Genomic DNA, 21,331 nt, shown 5'->3' on the forward strand with positions numbered 1-21,331 from the left:
ATTATTCCTTTTTACTTGAAACTAAAACTCCACTAAAAACTATCAAAATTATACCTAAAACTATCAAAACAGAAGGAAAACTATCACCTAAAATAAGTCCTAAAATTATCGAAAAAGCAATATTACTATATGAAATAGTTCCTATAATTCCAGCTTTAGCAAATGAATAAGCTTTTGTCATATATATTTGTGCAAATGTGGCAAAAACTCCTAAAAGAATAATATAAATCCAATCACTAGCTTTTGGCATAACAAATGTTCCTAACATAAAATCCAAATTTGGATTTGAATAAAAACTTCCTATAATCATCAAAATAAGTGGTCCAATAGTTCCAATTGTCATAAAAGATAAAACAATAGCTCTTGAATCATAATAACTTCTAAGTTCCCTAACAGATGTATAAGCAAGAGCAGCACCTACTCCTGATAATATTCCTAAATAATCTGTTTTTTCTAGACTACTTCCATCAAACTCTGTAATAAATACAATTCCAATAAAACCTACAAAAACTCCTAACCAACCTTTAAATCCTAATTTCTCTTTTAAAAATAAATAAGCAAAAATAGCTGTAAAAATAGTAGAAGTTTTAGAAAAAGTCATAGCTTCTCCAAGTGGAATTTGCGAAATATTATAAAAGAAAAATAAAAGAGCTACAAATCCAGCAACACCTCTAAAAGTAAGTAACCAAAACTTTCCACCAATCTGTTTTAAGGGAGAGTTATATATTGAAATTAATATTAAAAGAACTCCAAAAACATTTCTGAAAAATACAACTTCAACTGAACTCATAGAATCGCTTAATTCTTTAGCAACAGCACCCATAAATGCAAATAATAGTGAAGCAATCAACATATATTTTATGCCCTTGCTAACTTGATCTTCCATAAGCTTCCTTTTTTTGAAGGGAAAATTGTATTTATAATAGCTTTAAATAAAGATTATTTTGGATAATATAATCACTTTATATAAAGATTTGTAGGGGAAATATGGAATATTTAAAAATTGTTGGAGGAAATGATATTTCAGGAAGTGTAGAAATATCAGGTGCTAAAAATGCAGCTCTTCCTTTGATTGCTTGTACAATTTTAGGAAAAAATGAAATCACTATTGGAAACTTACCAAATGTTGTCGATATTAATACATTTTTAAAATTAATCAAAAAGCTAGGTGGAAGTTTTGAAAAAGATGGAAATAGTGTAAAAATAAACACTTCAACAATAAACAACACAACAGCTACTTATGATATTGTAAAAACAATGAGAGCTTCTATTTTGGTTTTAGGACCTATTTTAGCTAGATTTGGAACTTGTGAAGTTTCACTTCCAGGGGGTTGTGCAATTGGTCAAAGACCTGTTGATTTACATCTAAAAGCACTAGAACAAATGGGTGCAAAAATAGAGATTTTACATGGTTATATAAAAGCAACTGCTCCTAATGGTTTAAAAGGTGCAAAGATTGTATTTGATAAAGTAACTGTTGGTGGAACTGAAAATACAGTTATGGCAGCAGCACTTGCCCATGGAACTACAACTATAATAAACGCAGCAAAAGAACCTGAAATTGTTCAGCTTTGTGAAGTAATTAAAGAAGCAGGTGTTAAAATAGAAGGTATTGGAACTTCAAAAATCATAATCGAAGGAACAGCACAAAAACTTCTTGATATAAAACCATTTGATGTAATTCCAGATAGAATTGAAGCTGGAACTTATATGTGTGCAGCTGCTATTAAAAATCAAAAATTAAAAATAGAAAAAGTAATTCCTTTACATTTAGAAGCGATTATTTCAAAACTTGAAGAGATGAATTTTGAAGTATTACAAGATGAAAATAGTGTTACAATTCTACCTACAAAAGAGATAAAGCCAGTAAATATAATAACAACAGAATATCCAGGATTCCCAACTGATATGCAAGCTCAGTTTATGGCACTTGCAACTCAAGCAAATGGAACAAGTACAATTGATGAAAGATTGTTTGAAAATAGATTTATGCATGTTAGTGAACTTTTAAGACTTGGCGCTGATATTCACCTAAATGGAAACACAGCAACAATAAACGGAAAAGCTGGAACTTTAAATGGTACAGATGTTATGGCTACAGATTTAAGAGCTTCATCAGCATTGGTTTTAGCAGCACTTGTTGCAACTGGTGAAACAAATATTCATAGAATCTACCATCTTGACAGAGGTTATGAAAACCTAGAAGGAAAACTTTCAAAAATAGGTGCAAATGTAAAAAGGTTTACAGAATAGCACACTTTTTAATGATAAGTGATAAAATCATTCACTTATCATTTCTTTTAAGTATAAATTAAATAAAATCCTATCAATTACAAAAAAGGTATTATTTATGAAACTAGAAATTTCTTTATTTAAATTTGATAAAAACTCTGATTATTTACCATACTACACAAAACACTTTTTTAAAGTGGAAAATGAAAAAAATCTTTTGGATATTTTAAAAACTATAAACAAAAATGAAAAATTAGGCTTTGAAAATAGTGATAATTTTGATTTAGTAGTAAATGAAGTTTTTACTAAAGCATCTATTTCTATAAAAGAATTAGTTGATAACTTTGGAAAAGAACTTACAATTGAACCTATTTCAATTAGAAGAGCCTATAATGATTTATTGATTGATGATAAAGATTTTAAAGAAAGAATTGATATTTTAAAAGATTTTATAAAAGAAGAAGATAAAAGTAATTATCTAAGTTTAAAACCTTACTATTATGCTTCTAATACTTTAAATTACAGAAGTGATTATATTGGTGATGCTATTTTAATTTTAGCTCATGATTTAATCCAAAAAAATCCACAAGTTCAAAATCATATATTAGATAGTTTAAAACAACAAGAAATAGGTGCATCTTTTCATACAAGTTTAAAAGATAGAATCTATAATTTTGATAATAATATTGAAGATAAAATCATAGAAATTCAAAAAAAATTAAATCTATTTGAAGAACTTGATAAACAAAACTTTAGAATAAACAAAACTTTGATTATTGATTTTGGAACATTCGATGAAAATTATGAAATAAAACATGATTTTAAAGATTTTAATATTGCATATTATCCATCAAATGATTCAAAACAGACTTTTGATTTATTAAATAAATTAGATGCAAATATTCTAAAATTAAACTCTACAAAACTTGATTTAGCTAAAAATACTTTTAATAAAAATCCATTAATTACTTATCATGTAGCAATTACTATTTTACTTGATGCTTTTGATAATAATGCTGATTTTTTAGTTGTTGATACAAATGAAGATTTTTATATTTTTGATTATAATAGAAAAGAATTAGAAAAAATTTGTGGAAGAGATGTAATTTTACCAATTATTCACAAAAATGAACTTCAGAAATTAGCTTGTGGAAATCACAAAGAGGCTAAAAAAACACTTGAACTTCATCAAGTAAACCCTGAAATAATATAAAGGCAAGATATTGATACTAGATATAGAGTTTGTAATATATTCATGCCTTTTATTATCTAGTATCTTACCTCTTTATGTTTATAGAAAAACTATATTTAAAAAGTATTATTCAACAAGCTCTGATAATTTTGATTTATTCTTAAAAGATATAAAAATTTATATGGAAAAAAATTATCCTAAAATCAAAATTGATTATTCAATTGTTCAAAAAACAAAAAATGAGCAAAATATAGAACTTAGAAAATCTTTGTTGATAGAAAACTTAATAGAACAGTTCTATAATTTTAACTACAAAAAAGAGACTCAAAAATCAATATCAAAAGATAAACTTTGGGTTGGATATGATGAAAAATCAAAATCTAATCCAAAACCTCCTAGTGATTGGATTCAAAGAAAAGATATGGCTCATAGAAGAGACAACAGAGTTTGTGATAGATGTGGGCATATGTTGTTAACAACTTCTGATGTATATATAAATTTTGTAAAAGATATAGAAAATGGTGGTGGGTATAACTTTGAAAATCTTATTTGTTTATGTGTAGATTGTAACAAAATTTTAAATTCAAAAAATCCAAAAGGAACTATCTCTTCGTTGAGTATAAATGATAAGCTATATAACATTGCAAAATATTAATAGCCCAAAATATCTTTTACTCTTTTTTTATGTTCATCTGTCATAATTTCTTTATTTTTTGGCTCATTTGGTTCTTGAATTAACCTTTTTTTATCTTGTTCCTCTTTTAATTTTAAAAGTGATTTTTCCAAATACTTATCCTCTAACTCTTTTAATTCACTAAGTTTATTTCTAATAAAAGTTATATCTTTTGCTTTTGGTATTAAATAAGGAGTTACAATTACAACTAAATTATTTTTTTTACTATTTTCAACACTATTTTTAAACAACTCTCCAAATAAAGGAACATCTCCTAAAACTGGAACTTTTTGTTGGGTTTTTTCTGATTTATTTTCAATCAAACCTCCAATTATTACACTTTCACCATTGTTTAAAATAGCCGTTGTTTCTATTCTTTTTTTTGAAGTATCAGCATTTCCACTTATAGTTTGAGTTGTTTTAACACCTTCTAAAATAGTCTCTATTTCTAAGGTAACTTTTGTATCATTTGAAATTCTAGGTTTTACTTTCAAAGTTAAACCCACATCTTCTCTTTCATAGTTTTCTCTTGTAGTTCCTCCATCACTAATACTACTTGAAACTTTTATAGATATTGTTTCTCCAACATAAATAGAACTCTCTTTGTTATTTACAGCTAAAATTGATGGTTCAGATACTATATCTAAAGCACCTTTTTGTCGAAGCAAATTTAAACTAGCTCCAAGAGCTAATCCAGAAACCATATCAGGTATTTTTAATCCTTCAATAGAAAAAGATGGAATAGAGCCCTTATTTAAACTTGAAGAGAAACTAGCCAATACATTTCCATTACTTTTTGCTCCGAAAATTCCATAAGAAAGACCTATTTGATTAACTAATTCATCATTTACTTCAATGATTCTAGCTTGTACATAAACTTGTGTTTTTTCTTTATCAAGTTCATTTATAAGTTCTGTTATATAAGAAATCTCCTCTTTTATTCCCATTAAAATGATAGAGTTTGATTCACTTTCTAAAGATACTAAAGGTTTTTTATATGTTTTTTCGTACTCTTTTTTATTTATAATCTCTTCTAATATTTTTATTATATTTGTTGCATCAATATTTTTTAAAGGTATTACCTTTACCTCTTTTCTTTCTTGAGGAATATTTTCATCATCTTTTTTTATTTCAATCAATGGCACAACTCTTAAAATATTTTTTTCTTCAACTAAAGAAAAACCTTTATCTTGAAGAACCATATGTAAAATATTTAATAAATCACTCTTTTTTAAATTTCCTTTTGGAATAAAATCCACATTGCCTTCTATATTTTGACTTATTAGTATGTTTTTATCTAAAATTTTAGAACTTACTTTTAGTAATTCACTAATTTTTAAATCTTTAAAATTAATATTTATAAACTCATTTGAAAATAGATTGATTGTAAAAAAGATAGAAATAAAAATAAGTTTCATAAAAATACTCCAATAAATAATAATTAAGATTATTATAATACTTTAATATTTCTTGAAAGTAAAGTGTTTAAATGTTCAAATTGTTCATTTGTTAATTCTATTGTTAGTTTTACATTTGTAGAAAAATCTTTTGATTTTATGTTTATTTCTTCTTGATTTAAAAGATATTCAAGAAGTGAGAGTTCACTATATTCGCATTCTAAAGTTTTTATTATTAGTTTTTGATACTCTTTAAAAGTTGCTATTTTTATAACTTCATTTACACTATCCCCATAAGCTCGAACTAAGCCACCAGTTCCAAGTTTTATTCCGCCAAAATATCGCACTATTATTACTGCACTATTTATTATTTGGGCTCCTGCCATTACAGCAAGGCTTGGTTTTCCACTTGTTCCTTTTGGTTCTCCATCATCGCTACTATTTTCAACAATTTGACCAAATTCATTTAAATATCTATATGCATAAACAAAATGTCTAGCTTTTGGATGTTCAATTCTTAATTTAGCCATTATTTCATCAAACATAGAATAAGGAAATAAAAAAGCTATAAATTTTGATTTTTTCTCTTCAAAAGTAAAACTAAACTCTTTTTGAACAAATTTCAACTATAATTGCCCCCATGAGATTGGATTTATATTTAACACAAACCTTTAATATTCAAAGCAGAAACAAAGCTCTTGAATTAATAAAATCAGATAAAGTTAAAATTGATGGAGAGATTATATCAAAACCCTCTTTTAATGTTGAGCAAACTCATAAAGTTGAGATTTTAGAAGATGATTTTTATGTATCAAGAGCTGCTTATAAATTAAAATATTTTTTACAAGAATTAAAATATTTTGATTTAAAAAATAAAAATACTCTTGATATTGGAAGTAGTACAGGTGGATTTACTCAAGTTTTACTTGAAAATGAAGTATCAAGTGTAACTTGTGTTGATGTTGGTTCAAATCAACTTCACGAAAGAATCAAACACCATCCTAAGATCACTTTTTTTGAAAACACTGATATAAGAAATTTTCAAAGTGAAGATATATTTGAAATTGTAACTTGTGATGTTTCTTTTATCTCTATTTTAAATATCTTAAATGACATAAATCGCCTAGCTTCAAAAGATATAATTATTTTATTTAAACCCCAATTTGAAGTTGGAACAAATGTAAAAAGAGATAAAAAAGGTGTGGTAAAAGATAAAAATGCCATTATTAAAGCTAGACAAAAATTTGTAGATTCTACACTTGCATTAAATTGGAATTTAAAATACTCAAGTCTTAGTAAACTACAAGGAAAAGATGGAAATGAAGAAGAGCTCTTCTATTTTAGTAAATAAAAATACAATAACTTCTATAGCTATTGGTGGATTTGATGGAATGCATGTTGCACATCAAGAACTTTTTAAAAATTTAGATGAAAATGGAGCAATTGTTTCAATTGAATCTGGATATGCAAATTTGACACCCAAAAGATATAGACAAGAGTATAGTATCTATCCTATTTATTATTATGTCCTTGATAGTATAAAACATTTAGAAGGTGATTTATTTGTAAAACTTTTAAATGAAGAGTTTCCAAAATTAAAAAAAATAGTTGTAGGTTATGATTTTTGTTTTGGAAAAAACAGAAGATATTGTACTGAAAAATTAAAGGAACTTTTTGATGGAGTTGTTGTAGTTATTGATGAAATAAAAGTCGAAAATATACCTGTTCATTCAAGAGTTATAAGAGAATACCTAAAAGATGGTGATATTCAAATGGCAAATAAACTTTTAGGAAAAGAGTACAAAATCTATGGACAACAAATAACAGGACAAGGATTAGGCGCTAAAAATTTTGTACCAACAATAAATCTAAAAGTAAAAGAGTTTTTACTTCCAAAAGAAGGAGTTTATATTACGAAAACTATTTTAGACAATAAAGAATATAACTCTATTACTTTTTTAGGACATAGAGTAACAACAGATGGAAGTTATGCTGTGGAAACTCACATTTTAGATGAAGAGATAAAAGAGAATAACTATACAACTCAAATAAAATTTATAAAAAAAATAAGAGATAATCAAAAATTTGAAAGCTTTGAAGAACTAAAAAATCAGATTTTAAAGGATATTAATCTAACTAAAGATTACTTTATTAATATTTATTAATATGCATTTAGATAAAATATTAAGATGATAGATAAAGTATTTAATAAATCAATTACAAAACAATTCGAATTTGATGAAGAAGTAGCATCAGTATTTGATGATATGTTAAACCGTTCTGTTCCTTTTTATAAAGAGATGCAAAGATTATCAATAAATTTTGCTTGCAATTTTTTAAATGAAAATGACAAAGTTTATGATTTAGGTTGTTCAACTGCTTCAACGCTAATAGAACTAAGTCACCATTGTAAAAATAATCTAAAACTAATAGGAATTGATAACTCTGTTGCTATGTTAAATAGAGCAGCAAAAAAAGCAAAAGCTTTTGGAGTTGACATAGAGTTTATAAATGCTGATTTACATGATGTTTCTTATGATGAAGCAAAACTTATTCTTTCAAACTACACTTTACAATTCATTAGACCTCTACAAAGAGAAAAATTAGTAAAAAAAATATATGATTCACTACAAGATAAAGGTATATTTATTTTTAGTGAAAAAGTGATATCTTCAAATTCAACTTTAAATAAACAATCTATTGATGAATATTATGAATTCAAAAAAACTCAAGGTTACAGTGAATTTGAAATAGCTCAAAAAAGAGAAGCTTTAGAAAATGTACTTATACCTTATACTGAAGAAGAAAATAAAAAAATGATTTTAGATGCTGGATTTAGTCATTGTGAAACAATTTTCAAATGGGTAAATTTTGCAACATTTATAGCAATAAAAAAATAGCAAAGGCTTTATTTTAAAGCTTTTTCAAATTAAAAAATAATGGTTCCCTTTCAAATTGGGAACTAATTTGAAAGGAAATATGATGTTAAAAGTTGGAGACATAGCACCTAGTTTTTGTGCACCAAATCAAGATGATGTAGAGATTTGTTCAAGAGATTTAGCAGGGAAATGGATAGTTTTATACTTTTATCCAAAAGATTTAACACCAGGATGTACAACTCAAGCTTGTGATTTTACAGATAAACACTCTTTTTTTGATGATTTAGATGCAGTAATTTTAGGTGTTAGTGCGGATGATACTGAAAAACATAGAAAATTTATTGATAAATATGATTTAACAATAACTCTTCTGTCTGATACAAATAAAAAAATGTGTGAAGATTATGGAGTTTGGCAGTTAAAACAATTTATGGGTAAAGAGTTTATGGGAGTTGTTAGAAGTACATTTATTATTAATCCTGAAGGAAAAATTGCAGCTATTTGGGATAAAGTAAGTGTTAGAAAGAAAAAGAGTGTAAAAGGTGAAAAGATAGAAGTTTTACATGTGGATGAAGTTAGAGAAAAACTTCAAGAATTACAATCAAATTAATTAGGAATAAGTATGAAAAAAATGTTCAATAAAGTTTTATTTTTAAGTGCAGCTGTTTTACTATCAAACAATCTATTAGCACAAGAGACTATTTGTTTTAAAAATGGACTAGAAAAACCTTCATTAATCGAAACAACTCCTTTAGATGGAGAAGTTTGTAAAGGAATACAAACTTTAGAAGATATGAAAAATAGTGGATGGCAAGTTTTAGATATAAAATTACAACCTGTTGGAAATAAATTTAATTATTCATACTATTTTTATAAAGATGATAATAAAAAGTCATCTGTAACTTCACAAAAAAATGTTAATCAACAATTGAGTTTATCAAAAGGTGAATTTTCTATAAAACCAATTGGTGCAAAAGTAACAAATATTAATAACAATAAAAGCAATATTGATATTGGAAATTTAATAGTTGGACAATCAGGGATTGTAGTTCATATTTATGATAATGATAAAAGATTAATAGTTTCAAATGCAAAAGTTATTAGTTCAAATGAAAATTCTTCTGTTGTTGAATTTTTTCCTTTTAATGATTTAACTCAAGATGCTATTCCTACTTCAAATAGAAGTGTTACAGAAAATGATATATTAATTTTAAATTATATGTATAACTCATCACTTTTAATTGCTCCAACACTAGACTCTTTTCAAGCAGTAAGAGAAAACTTCAAACTAAATAATTTTATGCATTCTGATATTTTTGCAGCAAAATTAAAAGTAGAAAACAAACCTTATCCAACAAAAGAAGATATTCAAAAATTTGCAATTGAACAAAATTTAGGCACAATATTTTTTGTTTTAGATAATAAAGTTTATGTACTTGATACAAAAACTTTTACAATTTTAGAAAGCTACGCTTTTGCTTATGAAAGTGCTGAAAAGCAAATGCCATTTTACACAAGAGTTGAAGATATTGAAGAATCAATTTTTAACTCATCATTCTTTGATTTCTTCAGTGAAGATAAAAAATCAAACTATGATGAATATTACAAAAGAATTTTAGGATTAAAATAATGATTGATAAAAAACATTTAGATTATATAACTTCTATTGTTGGTCTTGAAAATATAAAAAGTGATAAAGCTCATTTAATAGCTTTTTGTTATGATGCAACAAGAACAAGATTTGAACCAGATGCAGTTGTATTTCCACGACATGAGCAAGATATAAGCGATATTTTAAAGTATTGTAATGAACACAAAATAATAATTGTACCAAGAGGTGCTGGTTCTGGATTTACAGGTGGGGCACTACCAGCAAATGGAGGAATTATTCTTTCATTAGAGCGACATATGAATAAGCTTTTAGAAATTGATATGGAAAATATGGTTGGAGTTGTTCAACCAGGACTTATAAATATGGAGTTCCAAAAAGCAGTTGAAGCTGTTGGATTATTTTATCCGCCAGATCCAGCAAGTGAAGAGTACTCAACACTTGGAGGAAATGTAAGTGAAAATGCAGGTGGAATGAGAGCTGCTAAATATGGAATTACAAAAGATTATGTAATGGCATTAAGAGCTGTTTTACCAAATGGAGATATTATTGTTGCTGGTAAAAAAACAATAAAAGATGTTGCCGGATATAACACTGCTGGTATTTTGATAGCGAGTGAAGGAACATTAGCTATTATTACTGAAATCACTTTAAAATTGATTCCAAAACCAAAGTTTAAACAAACATATATGGGTGTTTTCCCTTCTGTTGATACGGCAATGACTGCTGTATTTAAATCTCTAGCAGCTGGTGCAAATCCTGTTGCTATGGAATTTTTAGATGCACTTGTTATAAAAGCTTTAAGACAAAAATTTCCTCAAATAAGCCTACCAGAACATGCAGGTGGAATTTTAGTAGGAGATGTGGATGCAAGTAGCCAAGCAGAGATTGATTCACAACTTCAAACTTTAAAAGAATCATTTGCTGCAAATGGTTCTATTGATTTTATTGTTGCACAAAATGAAGAAGAAGGTAAAAAATTATGGTTTGCTAGACGTAATGCAAGTCCAGCAACGATGATTTATGGAACTAAAAAATTAAATGAAGATATTTCTGTTCCAAGAAGTAAACTTCCAGTTGCATTGGATGGAATATACAAAATTGGTGAAAAATATGGTTTCCAAGTTCCATGTTTTGGACATGCAGGAGATGGAAATATTCACGTAAATGTAATGGTAAAAGATAAAACAAATCCAAAAGAGATGGAAGATGGACATAAAGCCATTGAAGAAATTTTCCAATATGTTGTTGATTTAGGTGGAACTTTAAGTGGTGAGCATGGAATTGGAACATCTAAAGCTCCATTTATGCATATTGCGTTTAGTGAAGCTGAAATGAACTTATTCAGAAGTATCAAAAAAGCATTTGACCCAAATAATATTTTAAATCCATTTAAAATGGGACTTTAATGATAAGAGAATAATATGGAAGAAAAAAGCATCTTAAGAAAGTTAATTGATGGGTTAGATTCATTTTTCAATGATGATACAACTTATTATGCAGCTTCTTTAAGCTTTTTTACCATTTTCTCTATCTTACCAATAATTGCCCTTGTTATTGCAATAATCTCAAATTTTTCTGAATTTGACAACTATATTGATATCTTTACAAACTATATTTTTAACCTTATAAATCCAACTCACTCAACAGAAATAGTTGAAACTTTAAAAAAATATATATCGAACTCCAACCAATTAGGATTATTAGGTTTAATTTATATGACATTTGTTTTTATAATGTTCTTTAAAGATTATGAATACATAGTAAATAAAATTCATAAAACAAAAAGAAAATCTATTCAATTTTCTTTTATCTTTTATACTTTATATTTAATAGTAGTTGCATTACTTTTTGTTGCTTCAAATATAATAATGTCTATTTATAATAATATTTTTATAGAAATAGTTTTATCTTATATCTTTGGATGGTTAATATTTTTTACTCTATTTAAATTAAGCGTAAATAGAAAGATAAACAATAAAGCAGCTATTATTTCCTCTTTGCTAACGTTTATTGTTATTACTGTTACAAAGAATTTATTTGTTTATTATGTAATTTATAATAAAACTTATGCAACCATTTATGGTTCCCTTGCAACTTTATTATTTACTTTTTTTTGGATTTATATCTCATGGATTATTTATTTATATGGAATTAAAATGTGTCATAGATTAAATATTCAAGAACAGTTGAGAAAAGATAATTTATAAATTTTAAATTGTAAAGTTATATCTATTGTCAAACGAACTGCTAAAATCGCCAGTTAAAACTAAAAAAAAGTTACATTCTGAAACTTAAACCAACTCTGTTTTTTCTACCATTTTATCTGAAGATTTAGCTCCAAACTTATAAACATCTGAATTGATAATTCCATTCTCTTTTTTCTCTTTTAACCTATAACTATCTCCTTGTATATTGATTATATGTGAATGATGTAATACTCTATCTAGTATCGCTGTTGTAACAATTTTATCTCCTGCAAACACTTGTGTCCATTTACTAAACACTAAATTTGATGTTAAAATTGTTGAACCTTTTTCATAGCGTTTTGAAATAATTTGGAAAAAATGATTAGCTTCTTCTTTATTCATATTAAAATAGCCTATCTCATCAATAACAAGTATTGACGGATTTGTAATTGATTTTAAAAAAGAATCATATTTCTTCTCTTTTTTTGCATTATTTGCTAAAGATAAAAGTTCAGATATAGTTGTAAATCTGGCTTTATATCTATGTTGTACAGCTTTAAATGCTAATGCAATTGCAAGATGAGTTTTACCAACACCACATTGTCCTAATAGAATAATATTCTCATTTCTTTTTATAAATGTAAGTGTTGCTAATTCTTCAATTTGTTTTCTATTAACTCCGACAGAGAAACTATAATCAAATTGTTCTAATGTTTTTATAGCTGGAAATCCAGCTAATTTTGTTAATATATTTTTACTTCTATCCATCCTATTTTCTACTTCAATTTTAAGCATTTCATGTAAAAATTGAGTATATTGCCAATTTTCTTTTGCTGCCGTTGTTGCTATTGTATGGTATTCATTTTCAATAGTTGAGAGTTTTAATTCTCTGCATAATTCGATAATTTCATTATTTAATTCCATAACGTATTTCCTATTTGATTAATTGTAAAAAAGGAACTACATATAGAGTAACAGCTGGTATTAGTTCATCATAACTTTGAATATCTCTTGATGGTATGTAAATTGAAGTTGTGCTAACTTTATTATTGAATGAAGACTCTTTTTTAGCTACACTTTGGATGGATTCCTACATAAGGTTTAGGTCGTGAGCGCAAGTGGGGTTGCTCCTGTATAATTCCATTGGAATTTGTAATGTTGTTTGATGAATTCTTTTATTTGCTGTATCATCAAGCCATTTTAAAACTTCAGCATTAGCATTTTCTATATTGAGTTGATAATTTTTCATAGATAGTTTAACTTTTAAACCATTATGGAAATTGTATCTTAGATAGTGATTGAATTTTTCAACTTTTCCTTTAGTTTTAGCTCTATATGGTTTACAAAGTTTTATAGCAAAGCCACAATGCTTTGCAAAGTCTTCAAAGAGAGCATTAAATTGATGTTTACCTCTACCATAACCATTTCTTCTTAAAATTACTGTCTTCATATTATCATACAAACATTCCTGTGGTACTCCACCGAAATATTCAAATGCACGCGACAAAATAAAACATACATTTAGTATGTTTTATTCTATCTTCTATGGCATCCTAATAATGTTTCAACTTTTTCATTATCCACATATTCAACATAAGATGCCCTACTATAACCCATTGTTGCAACAAATGCTGAAAGATTATCTTTGGGAAACTCTACCCAATCAACTTGCATTTGTTTACCTGCTGGAGTTTCAAATCTAATTAATGGTTCATCATCTTTAGTGCGTTTTCTGAGTTCATATTTCCTCATAACTTGTTGAAGCCATCGTAAACTATCATCGTATCCTAGTTTTACAATTTCATCATATATTACAGTAGTTGGAATTTCAACTCCTTCATTTCTTGCTGTTTCAAGCATAGTTGCAATATATGGTAAATATGGGTCAACACTATTTATTACTGGTTTTCGATTTATTTTTGGAATATAATCATCTGGAGCATTTGCATAACGCCTAACAGTATCTCTACTAAGACCTAATTTTCGTGCAATGGCACTTTTACTAAAGCCTTTTTCTAAAAGTTTTTTTATCATTTTTATATCGCCTTTCCTTAACACTTTACTCCTTTCATAGATTTAAAAGGAGTCTAGCAAAAATTAATTTATTTTTTTAAGGTTTAGTATAAAAATGTAGCTTCTAACATTTCTGACTGGCGATTTTGGCAGTTCGTTTGACAAATTTTTTCTAGCTATTATAATTGTTTGTTGAAGTCTTTATTATATACACTAATCCAAGCAAAAATTAGACTAGTTTTGTGTATCATTTTTATTATGAAAGTTAGAAAGCCCATAAAGTGGTGCTCGCAATCGGAGTTGAACCGATAACCTCTTCCTTACCATGGAATTGCTCTACCATTGGAGCTATGCAAGCAAATTAAGTAAGACATACTAACAAAAAAAGAGTAAAAAAGCCTTTAGAAGAAAAGAGATAGAAAACAAGAACTAAAGAGGAAATAACAAACAAGGGTAAAAAGGGTAGGTAAAAAAAAAGCTTCTTCCAAAGAGAACTAGTAGTAGTTCAAATAGAAAGAAGCTTTGTGTGTGTAAAAACTCAAAGCTGGCAGCGACCTACGTTTCCACCAGGGGACCCGGCAGTATTATCGGCGATGAAATGCTTGACTTCCAGGTTCGGAATGGGACTGGGTATTTCCACTTCTCTGTAGCCACCAGCAAGTTGAGTATTAAATAAATTAAGAATAAAAAAGAACTAAAATTCTGTTCACTCATAAAAATCATCACTTAGATAATTTCTCTAAATTTACTTAATACTCAACTCGTTAAGGAGTTAAGAAAAAATAATGCTAAAGTCTTTGCTTCTTAAAAAAATTGACATTTTTTCAAGGTAACATTAAACACAATATATATTAAATATAAAAACATATATTTAATAAGATAGTAAACCAAAGAATTGTTAAAATAAGCCAAACGTTCTATTAGTACTGGTCAGCTAAACGCCTTACAACGCTTACACATCCAGCCTATCAACCAGCTAGTCTTGCTGGGAACTTCAGGGAAAGTTAATCTTAGAGTTGGCTTCGAGCTTAGATGCTTTCAGCTCTTATCACATCCGTACGTAGCTACCCAACGATGCTCTTGGCAGAACAATTGGTACACCAGTGGTACGTTCATCCCGGTCCTCTCGTACTAGGGACAAATCTCTTCAACTTTCCTACGCCCACGGAAGATAGGGACCGAACTGTCTCACGACGTTCTGAACCCAGCTCGCGTACCGCTTTAAATGGCGAACAGCCATACCCTTGGGACCGACTTCAGCCCCAGGATGCGATGAGCCGACATCGAGGTGCCAAACCTCCCCGTCGATGTGAGCTCTTGGGGGAGATCAGCCTGTTATCCCCGGCGTACCTTTTATCCTTTGAGCGATGGCCCTTCCACGCAGAACCACCGGATCACTATGACCGACTTTCGTCTCTGTTCGACTTGTATGTCTCACAGTCAAGCTAGTTTATGCCATTATACTCAACAAGCGATTTCCATCCGCTTTGAACTAACCTTTGTAAGCCTCCGTTACTTTTTAGGAGGCGACCGCCCCAGTCAAACTACCCACCAGACATTGTCCTGATACAAGATAATTGTACGCAGTTAGTAACTCAAATATTCAAGGGTGGTATCTCAAGGATGGCTCCGCTAGTACTTGCGTCCTAGCATCACAGCCTCCCACCTATCCTGCACATGAATATCCAAGCTACAGTGTCAAGCTGTAGTAAAGGTGCACGGGGTCTTTCCGTCTTTCCGCGGGTAGGAGGAATTTTCACCTCCACTACAATTTCACTGGATCCCTGGTTGAGACAGCTCCCATCTCGTTACGCCATTCATGCAGGTCGGTATTTAACCGACAAGGAATTTCGCTACCTTAGGACCGTTATAGTTACGGCCGCCGTTTACTCGGGCTTCAATCAAATGCTTCGCTTGCGCTGACATCATCAGTTAACCTTCGAGCACCGGGCAGGCGTCACACCTTATACATCCACTTACGTGTTAGCAAAGTGCTGTGTTTTTGGTAAACAGTCGGGAGGGACTCTTTGTTGCAACCTCTCTAGCTTTTTGGAGCAAGTCCATATACCAAAGTAGGCACACCTTATACCGAAGATACGGTGCTAGTTTGCAGAGTTCCTTAACCAGGGTTCTTCCACGCGCCTTAGAATACTCATCCCACCCACCTGTGTCGGTTTACGGTACGGGCAACATACAATATACTTAGTGGCTTTTCTTGGCACGACAGTATCATCGATTCTCCATCTCCTCCGAAGAGTGTCAAGAGCCTGTAAGATCTCGGCCTATTGCAACCCGGATTTGCCTAAGTTACAGCCTACGTCCTTCGACCCACTATTCCATCAGTGAGCTCGATTAACTCTATGCGTCCCCACATCGCGCTTATATGTTGGTATTGAAATATTAATCAATTTGCCATCGTCTACCCCTTTCGGACTCGACTTAGGTCCCGACTAACCCTACGATGACGAGCATCGCGTAGGAAACCTTGGGTTTTCGGCGTTGAGGATTCTCACCTCAATTATCGCTACTCATGCCTGCATGCTCACTTCTATCCGCTCCAACGCTCCTTACCGGTACATCTTCTACGCTGAATAGAACGCTCTCCTACCACTCAATTAAAAATTGAATCTAAAGCTTCGGTGTACATCTTAGCCCCGTTATATTTTCCGCGCAGAATCACTAGACCAGTGAGCTGTTACGCTTTCTTTAAAGGATGGCTGCTTCTAAGCCAACCTCCTGGTTGTCACAGTAACTCCACATCGTTTTCCACTTAGATGTAACTTAGGGACCTTAGCTGTTAGTCTGGGTTGTTCCCCTCTCGACGATTGATTTTATCACCCACCGCCTGACTCCTGTGATTCCACATATAGTATTCATAGTTTGATAGGGTTTGGTACCGCGGTAAGCAGCCCTAGCCCATTCAGTGCTCTACCCCTATATGCTACAACACAAGGCTATACCTAAATATATTTCGGAGAGAACCAGCTATCACGAAGTTTGATTGGCCTTTCACCCCTATCCACAAGTCATCCCAAGACTTTTCAACGCCTGCGGGTTCGGTCCTCCACTGGCTCTTACACCAGCTTCAACCTGCTCATGGATAGATCACTTCGTTTCGGGTCTGCAGCATCTGACTAATTCGCCCTATTAAGACTCGCTTTCGCTACGGCTTCGTACTTGACTTAACCTTGCCAGACACCACAACTCGCAGGCTCATTATGCAAAAGGCAGTCCATCACCCTGATAAATCATAGGGCTCTGAATGATTGTAAGCTAATGGTTTCAGGTTCTATTTCACTCTCCTCGCTGGAGTACTTTTCACCTTTCCCTCACGGTACTTGTTCACTATCGATCTGTAAGTAGTATTTAGGATTGGAGGGTGGTCCCCCCAGTTTCAGTCAAAATATCACGTGTTCCGACCTACTCAGGATACCATTAGAGCTATTGAGAATTTAAACTACAGGAGTTTCACCTTCTATGCTACACTTTTCCAAGTATTTCATCTATCCTCTTTAGTCTCATGTTATGGTCCTACAACCCCCAATGCAAGCATTGGGTTTGTCCTAATCCGCTTTCGCTCGCCGCTACTAACGGAATCTCGTTTGATTTCTCTTCCTCTGGCTACTGAGATGTTTCACTTCACCAGGTTAGCTCCCATATTGGGTAATATAGCTCTCACTATATTGGGTTGCCCCATTCAGAAATCCCCGGATCAAAGCTCTTTGGCAGCTCCCCGAGGCTTATCGCAGCCTAATACGTCTTTCATCGCCTCTTACAGTCTAGGCATCCACCATTAGCCCTTAATAGCTTATTAATAAATAGAGTTAAACTCTATCGCATTTTTGATAATATTCTTTGGCTACTATCTTATTAAACATATTACTTAAAATATATCTAATAAAACATGTTGTGTTCTATCTATAGTTTTATTTCTAAAATTTAGATATGAAATTTTTTTTGTTTTAAATTATTTAACATTGCTGTTATATAATTCTTACGAAAAAATTAAAGACTTTAACATTATATTTTTAAATATCATTTTCAAATCTCTTTGAAAAACTTTGATTCGAAAATCAAATATAAATTCAATCTCTTTGAACTTATATTTAACTTTCTATCATCTTTTTTTATCTTAATTGAACTATTTCTATTTAAAACTCTCATTTTAAATAATAGGTGGTGGAGAATAGCGGGATCGAACCGCTGACCTCCTGCGTGCAAAGCAGGCGCTCTCCCAGCTGAGCTAATTCCCCAACCTAAATTAATCTTTACTAGATTATTTAATGGTGGGCCTATCAGGACTTGAACCTGAGACCTCACGATTATCAGTCGAGCGCTCTAGCCAGCTGAGCTATAGGCCCCTTTTACTACCTATTTAAATAATCTTTATAAACCGAATATAAAATCATATATTTTTTTAAGTTTTTAAGTTAAGAAACAAATCTTAACTTAATTCTCTGAAAGGAGGTGATCCAACCGCAGGTTCTCCTACGGTTACCTTGTTACGACTTCACCCCAGTCGCTGAATCCACTGTGGAAGGTAGCTATTTTAGCATCCCCGCTTCGAATGAGTTCAACTCCCATGGTGTGACGGGCGGTGAGTACAAGACCCGGGAACGTATTCACCGTAGCATAGCTGATCTACGATTACTAGCGATTCCAACTTCATGTAGTCGAGTTGCAGACTACAATCCGAACTGGGAGATATTTTTGAGATTTGCTCCACCTCGCGGTATTGCTGCTCTTTGTATACCCCATTGTAGCACGTGTGTAGCCCTGGACGTAAGGGCCATGATGACTTGACGTCGTCCTCACCTTCCTCCTACTTGCGTAGGCAGTCTCATTAGAGTTCTCAGCCGAACTGTTAGCAACTAATGACGAGGGTTGCGCTCGTTGCGGGACTTAACCCAACATCTCACGACACGAGCTGACGACAGCCGTGCAGCACCTGTATATAAGTTTCTGCAAGCAGACACCAATCTATCTCTAGAAAGTTCTTACTATGTCAAGTCCAGGTAAGGTTCTTCGTGTATCGTCGAATTAAACCACATGCTCCACCGCTTGTGCGGGTCCCCGTCTATTCCTTTGAGTTTTAATCTTGCGACCGTACTCCCCAGGCGGTACACTTAATGTGTTAACTGCATTACTGCAAGGTCGAGCCTCACAACAACTAGTGTACATCGTTTAGGGCGTGGACTACCAGGGTATCTAATCCTGTTTGCTCCCCACGCTTTCGCGTCTCAGCGTCAATAATGTTCCAGTAGATCGCCTTCGCAATCGGTATTCCTTCTGATCTCTACGGATTTTACCCCTACACCAGAAATTCCATCTACCTCTCCCACATTCTAGGTATACAGTTTCAAAAGCAGTTCTATAGTTAAGCTATAGGATTTCACTTCTGACTTATATACCCGCCTACACGCTCTTTACGCCCAGTGATTCCGAGTAACGCTTGCACCCTCCGTATTACCGCGGCTGCTGGCACGGAGTTAGCCGGTGCTTATTCATATAGTACCGTCATTATCTTCCTATATAAAAGGAGTTTACGCACCGAAATGTGTCATCCTCCACGCGGCGTTGCTGCATCAGACTTTCGTCCATTGTGCAATATTCCCCACTGCTGCCTCCCGTAGGAGTCTGGACCGTGTCTCAGTTCCAGTGTGACTGATCATCCTCTCAAACCAGTTAGGCGTCATAGTCTTGGTGAGCCATTACCTCACCAACAAACTGATACCATACAGACCCATCCTCTAGCACTAAAGCGTTTCCCTTGCATACTTATGTATTAAAGGCATATAGGGCATTAGCAGACGTTTCCATCTGTTATTCCTTTCTAGAGGGCAGGTTATCTATACATTACTCACCCGTGCGCCACTTAGCTGACAATTATAGCAAGCTATAATCCGTTCTCGTTCGACTTGCATGTGTTAAGCACGCCGCCAGCGTTCACTCTGAGCCAGGATCAAACTCTCCATAAATTATAGATTATTTGAAACTGACATTTTTGTATTATTTTACTAATTACAAAATTATCACTCATTATCATAGACAAGTTTTCAATGTTTTACCATCTCATCTTGTTTTATATATTTTTTATATTAACATTATTTCTTATTTTATTTCTGTAAACAATGAAACAGATTTTTATAAGATTTATATATTCGGTTTATAAAGATTACTTCATAAACTTCAATTAAATTATTTTAAAGATCATCCTAATAAACTAAAACCTTTCTCATCTCTCTTTCGTTTGATGCGCTTCAGTCAATTTGGACGGGAATTATAATAGGATTTTTTATCCTTGTCAAGAGCTTACAGCTTAAATTTAGCTAAAATTTTCAAATTTACTGTTTTAGAAAAAGGATTTCCCTTTTTCTAGCAGTTTTTCGTATTATAAATTTGAAATAAATGTAGCTAAAGCTTCTATTTCTGCATCTGTTTTATTTTCAACTTGAGGTTTCATAATATTTTTCATCACTCCACCATAACTTCCATTTTTATATCCATTCATTGCATTTATAATTTTTTCTTTATCCCAACCTGCAATAATTTGTGATTTTCCTAGAGCTTCTTTTTCTGCTTTTTGTCCATGACATGACGCACAAGTTTTATATAATGCTTCTCCATTTGGTCCTTCAACAACTATTTCAGTTGATTCTTCTGAAGTAACTTCTGTAATTTTTTCATTTACAGCAATCGTAGCCTCTTCAGCTTTTTCACTTACTGTTTGTGTAGCTGATAATACTTCTTCTTTTAAATTATTTTTAATCTCTTCTGTACTATCTTTAACTTCTTCTACTTTTTGTTCAACTATCTCTTTTGTAGATTCTATTACATCTTTTGAATTCTCTTTTATCTCTTCAGCAGCTTTCTCAATAACCTGAGTTGTAGTTTCTACAACAGAATTAGAAACTTCTTTAGCTTTTTCTTCTACAGTAACCACACTATCTTTTACTTCATTAGAAACTGTCTCTTTTGTTTCTACCATTTTTTGTGTAGCAACCTCTGCAGTAGTAGCTTGAGTATCTGTTTTCTTATCCTCTGAACATCCTGCAAGTAATAATACTGTTACAGCTGAACTTAATAAAATTTTATTCATCTTACCTATCCTTTTGAATTTTCTTTTGTTCTTTCAAAAAACAATTTT

At 31.3% G+C, this 21,331-nt stretch carries 17 protein-coding genes, 3 tRNA genes and 3 rRNA genes; 10 read left to right on the forward strand and 13 right to left on the reverse strand.

The features are described from left to right. Window position 1: 1 nt before the first annotated feature. Entirely contained in the window at window positions 2–886 is an 885-nt protein-coding gene (locus AAQM_RS10230) for a DMT family transporter (protein ID WP_129095709.1), read from the reverse strand. A gap of 101 nt (window positions 887–987) precedes the next feature. On the opposite strand from AAQM_RS10230, the gene murA reads away from it, so the two are divergent. The 3 genes from murA to AAQM_RS10245 all read left to right on the forward strand — a co-directional run bounded on the left by murA (window position 988) and on the right by AAQM_RS10245 (window position 4,079). Continuing rightward, entirely contained in the window at window positions 988–2,253 is a 1,266-nt protein-coding gene (gene murA / locus AAQM_RS10235; RefSeq protein ID WP_129095708.1) for a UDP-N-acetylglucosamine 1-carboxyvinyltransferase, read from the forward strand. A 97-nt stretch (window positions 2,254–2,350) separates the two neighbouring features. After that, window positions 2,351–3,445, forward strand: a complete 1,095-nt coding sequence (locus AAQM_RS10240) for a DUF5644 domain-containing protein (protein ID WP_129095707.1) — start codon at window positions 2,351–2,353, stop codon at window positions 3,443–3,445. Window positions 3,446–3,455: 10 nt separating this feature from the next. Next, the gene (locus AAQM_RS10245; protein WP_171920712.1) at window positions 3,456–4,079 is read left to right on the forward strand and encodes an HNH endonuclease; all 624 of its coding nucleotides are present in this window, start codon (window positions 3,456–3,458) and stop codon (window positions 4,077–4,079) included. On the opposite strand, the gene AAQM_RS10250 is transcribed toward AAQM_RS10245, so the two are convergent. Both AAQM_RS10250 and AAQM_RS10255 read right to left on the reverse strand, forming a co-directional pair. Beyond that, on the reverse strand, window positions 4,076–5,515 hold the full coding sequence (locus tag AAQM_RS10250; protein WP_129095706.1) for a type II secretion system protein GspD: 1,440 nt from the start codon (window positions 5,513–5,515) through the stop codon (window positions 4,076–4,078). The two genes, AAQM_RS10245 and AAQM_RS10250, sit on opposite strands and share 4 nt — an antisense overlap. Before the next feature lie 32 nt (window positions 5,516–5,547). Beyond that, window positions 5,548–6,120 (reverse strand): YigZ family protein, encoded by a 573-nt coding sequence (locus AAQM_RS10255; RefSeq protein WP_129095705.1) that lies wholly within the window; start codon window positions 6,118–6,120, stop codon window positions 5,548–5,550. A 14-nt stretch (window positions 6,121–6,134) separates the two neighbouring features. On the opposite strand from AAQM_RS10255, the gene tlyA reads away from it, so the two are divergent. The 7 genes from tlyA to AAQM_RS10290 all read left to right on the forward strand — a co-directional run bounded on the left by tlyA (window position 6,135) and on the right by AAQM_RS10290 (window position 12,192). After that, a complete protein-coding gene (tlyA, locus tag AAQM_RS10260) occupies window positions 6,135–6,845 on the forward strand; it encodes a 23S rRNA (cytidine-2'-O)-methyltransferase TlyA (RefSeq protein ID WP_129095704.1) in 711 nt (236 codons plus the stop codon). After that, complete coding sequence (locus AAQM_RS10265) at window positions 6,814–7,659, forward strand: bifunctional riboflavin kinase/FAD synthetase (protein WP_129095703.1); 846 nt, start codon at window positions 6,814–6,816, stop codon at window positions 7,657–7,659. The genes tlyA and AAQM_RS10265 overlap by 32 nt, the downstream gene beginning before the upstream one ends. Before the next feature lie 24 nt (window positions 7,660–7,683). Next, window positions 7,684–8,394: a carboxy-S-adenosyl-L-methionine synthase CmoA gene (gene cmoA, locus AAQM_RS10270; RefSeq protein ID WP_128987378.1), complete on the forward strand. Its 711-nt coding sequence runs from the start codon at window positions 7,684–7,686 to the stop codon at window positions 8,392–8,394. Window positions 8,395–8,476: 82 nt separating this feature from the next. Next, window positions 8,477–8,983 carry a thioredoxin-dependent thiol peroxidase gene (gene bcp, locus AAQM_RS10275; protein WP_129095702.1) on the forward strand — a complete coding sequence of 169 codons (507 nt, stop codon included), beginning with the start codon at window positions 8,477–8,479 and terminating at the stop codon, window positions 8,981–8,983. Window positions 8,984–8,995: 12 nt separating this feature from the next. Next, window positions 8,996–10,003, forward strand: a complete 1,008-nt coding sequence (locus tag AAQM_RS10280) for a plasminogen-binding N-terminal domain-containing protein (RefSeq protein WP_129095701.1) — start codon at window positions 8,996–8,998, stop codon at window positions 10,001–10,003. Next, entirely contained in the window at window positions 10,003–11,391 is a 1,389-nt protein-coding gene (locus AAQM_RS10285; RefSeq protein WP_129095700.1) for an FAD-binding oxidoreductase, read from the forward strand. The genes AAQM_RS10280 and AAQM_RS10285 overlap by 1 nt, the downstream gene beginning before the upstream one ends. 15 nt (window positions 11,392–11,406) lie before the next feature. Continuing rightward, a complete protein-coding gene (locus tag AAQM_RS10290) occupies window positions 11,407–12,192 on the forward strand; it encodes a YihY/virulence factor BrkB family protein (RefSeq protein ID WP_129095699.1) in 786 nt (261 codons plus the stop codon). A gap of 84 nt (window positions 12,193–12,276) precedes the next feature. On the opposite strand, the gene istB is transcribed toward AAQM_RS10290, so the two are convergent. The 10 genes from istB to AAQM_RS10340 form a co-directional block, all read right to left on the reverse strand. Then, window positions 12,277–13,095, reverse strand: coding sequence for an IS21-like element helper ATPase IstB (gene istB, locus AAQM_RS10295; protein WP_129095698.1), 819 nt, complete (start codon window positions 13,093–13,095; stop codon window positions 12,277–12,279). A gap of 166 nt (window positions 13,096–13,261) precedes the next feature. Further along, window positions 13,262–13,621: a hypothetical protein gene (locus tag AAQM_RS10300; protein WP_228254538.1), complete on the reverse strand. Its 360-nt coding sequence runs from the start codon at window positions 13,619–13,621 to the stop codon at window positions 13,262–13,264. A gap of 86 nt (window positions 13,622–13,707) precedes the next feature. Further along, on the reverse strand, window positions 13,708–14,229 hold the full coding sequence (locus AAQM_RS10305) for a helix-turn-helix domain-containing protein (RefSeq protein ID WP_268878223.1): 522 nt from the start codon (window positions 14,227–14,229) through the stop codon (window positions 13,708–13,710). A 237-nt stretch (window positions 14,230–14,466) separates the two neighbouring features. Next, window positions 14,467–14,542, reverse strand: a tRNA-Thr gene (locus tag AAQM_RS10310). Between the two features lie 184 nt (window positions 14,543–14,726). After that, a 5S ribosomal RNA gene (rrf, locus tag AAQM_RS10315) occupies window positions 14,727–14,842 on the reverse strand. Between the two features lie 241 nt (window positions 14,843–15,083). After that, a 23S ribosomal RNA gene (locus AAQM_RS10320) occupies window positions 15,084–17,998 on the reverse strand. A 363-nt stretch (window positions 17,999–18,361) separates the two neighbouring features. Continuing rightward, window positions 18,362–18,437: transfer RNA gene (locus AAQM_RS10325), tRNA-Ala, on the reverse strand. Between the two features lie 31 nt (window positions 18,438–18,468). Next, window positions 18,469–18,545: transfer RNA gene (locus AAQM_RS10330), tRNA-Ile, on the reverse strand. A gap of 99 nt (window positions 18,546–18,644) precedes the next feature. Then, window positions 18,645–20,162: ribosomal RNA gene (locus AAQM_RS10335) — 16S ribosomal RNA — on the reverse strand. The 16S, 23S and 5S rRNA genes sit together here with 3 tRNA genes alongside, the layout of an rRNA operon. A gap of 413 nt (window positions 20,163–20,575) precedes the next feature. Next, window positions 20,576–21,283: a c-type cytochrome gene (locus AAQM_RS10340; protein ID WP_129094280.1), complete on the reverse strand. Its 708-nt coding sequence runs from the start codon at window positions 21,281–21,283 to the stop codon at window positions 20,576–20,578. Between the last annotated feature and the right edge of the window lie 48 nt (window positions 21,284–21,331).

Origin of the sequence: Arcobacter aquimarinus (assembly GCF_013177635.1) — a bacterium.
GTDB classification, from domain to species: domain Bacteria; phylum Campylobacterota; class Campylobacteria; order Campylobacterales; family Arcobacteraceae; genus Aliarcobacter; species Aliarcobacter aquimarinus.

Excerpts from the sequence above, each read along its gene's own strand:
- AAQM_RS10230 (WP_129095709.1), bottom strand. The coding sequence starts at position 886 with ATGGAAGATCAAGTTAGCAAGGGCATAAAATATATGTTGATTGCTTCA.
- murA (WP_129095708.1), top strand. The coding sequence starts at position 988 with ATGGAATATTTAAAAATTGTTGGAGGAAATGATATTTCAGGAAGTGTA.
- AAQM_RS10240 (WP_129095707.1), top strand. The coding sequence starts at position 2,351 with ATGAAACTAGAAATTTCTTTATTTAAATTTGATAAAAACTCTGATTAT.
- AAQM_RS10250 (WP_129095706.1), bottom strand. The coding sequence starts at position 5,515 with ATGAAACTTATTTTTATTTCTATCTTTTTTACAATCAATCTATTTTCA.
- tlyA (WP_129095704.1), top strand. The coding sequence starts at position 6,135 with ATGAGATTGGATTTATATTTAACACAAACCTTTAATATTCAAAGCAGA.
- AAQM_RS10265 (WP_129095703.1), top strand. The coding sequence starts at position 6,814 with ATGAAGAAGAGCTCTTCTATTTTAGTAAATAAAAATACAATAACTTCT.
- cmoA (WP_128987378.1), top strand. The coding sequence starts at position 7,684 with ATGATAGATAAAGTATTTAATAAATCAATTACAAAACAATTCGAATTT.
- bcp (WP_129095702.1), top strand. The coding sequence starts at position 8,477 with ATGTTAAAAGTTGGAGACATAGCACCTAGTTTTTGTGCACCAAATCAA.
- AAQM_RS10280 (WP_129095701.1), top strand. The coding sequence starts at position 8,996 with ATGAAAAAAATGTTCAATAAAGTTTTATTTTTAAGTGCAGCTGTTTTA.
- AAQM_RS10285 (WP_129095700.1), top strand. The coding sequence starts at position 10,003 with ATGATTGATAAAAAACATTTAGATTATATAACTTCTATTGTTGGTCTT.
- AAQM_RS10290 (WP_129095699.1), top strand. The coding sequence starts at position 11,407 with ATGGAAGAAAAAAGCATCTTAAGAAAGTTAATTGATGGGTTAGATTCA.
- istB (WP_129095698.1), bottom strand. The coding sequence starts at position 13,095 with ATGGAATTAAATAATGAAATTATCGAATTATGCAGAGAATTAAAACTC.
- AAQM_RS10300 (WP_228254538.1), bottom strand. The coding sequence starts at position 13,621 with ATGAAGACAGTAATTTTAAGAAGAAATGGTTATGGTAGAGGTAAACAT.
- AAQM_RS10340 (WP_129094280.1), bottom strand. The coding sequence starts at position 21,283 with ATGAATAAAATTTTATTAAGTTCAGCTGTAACAGTATTATTACTTGCA.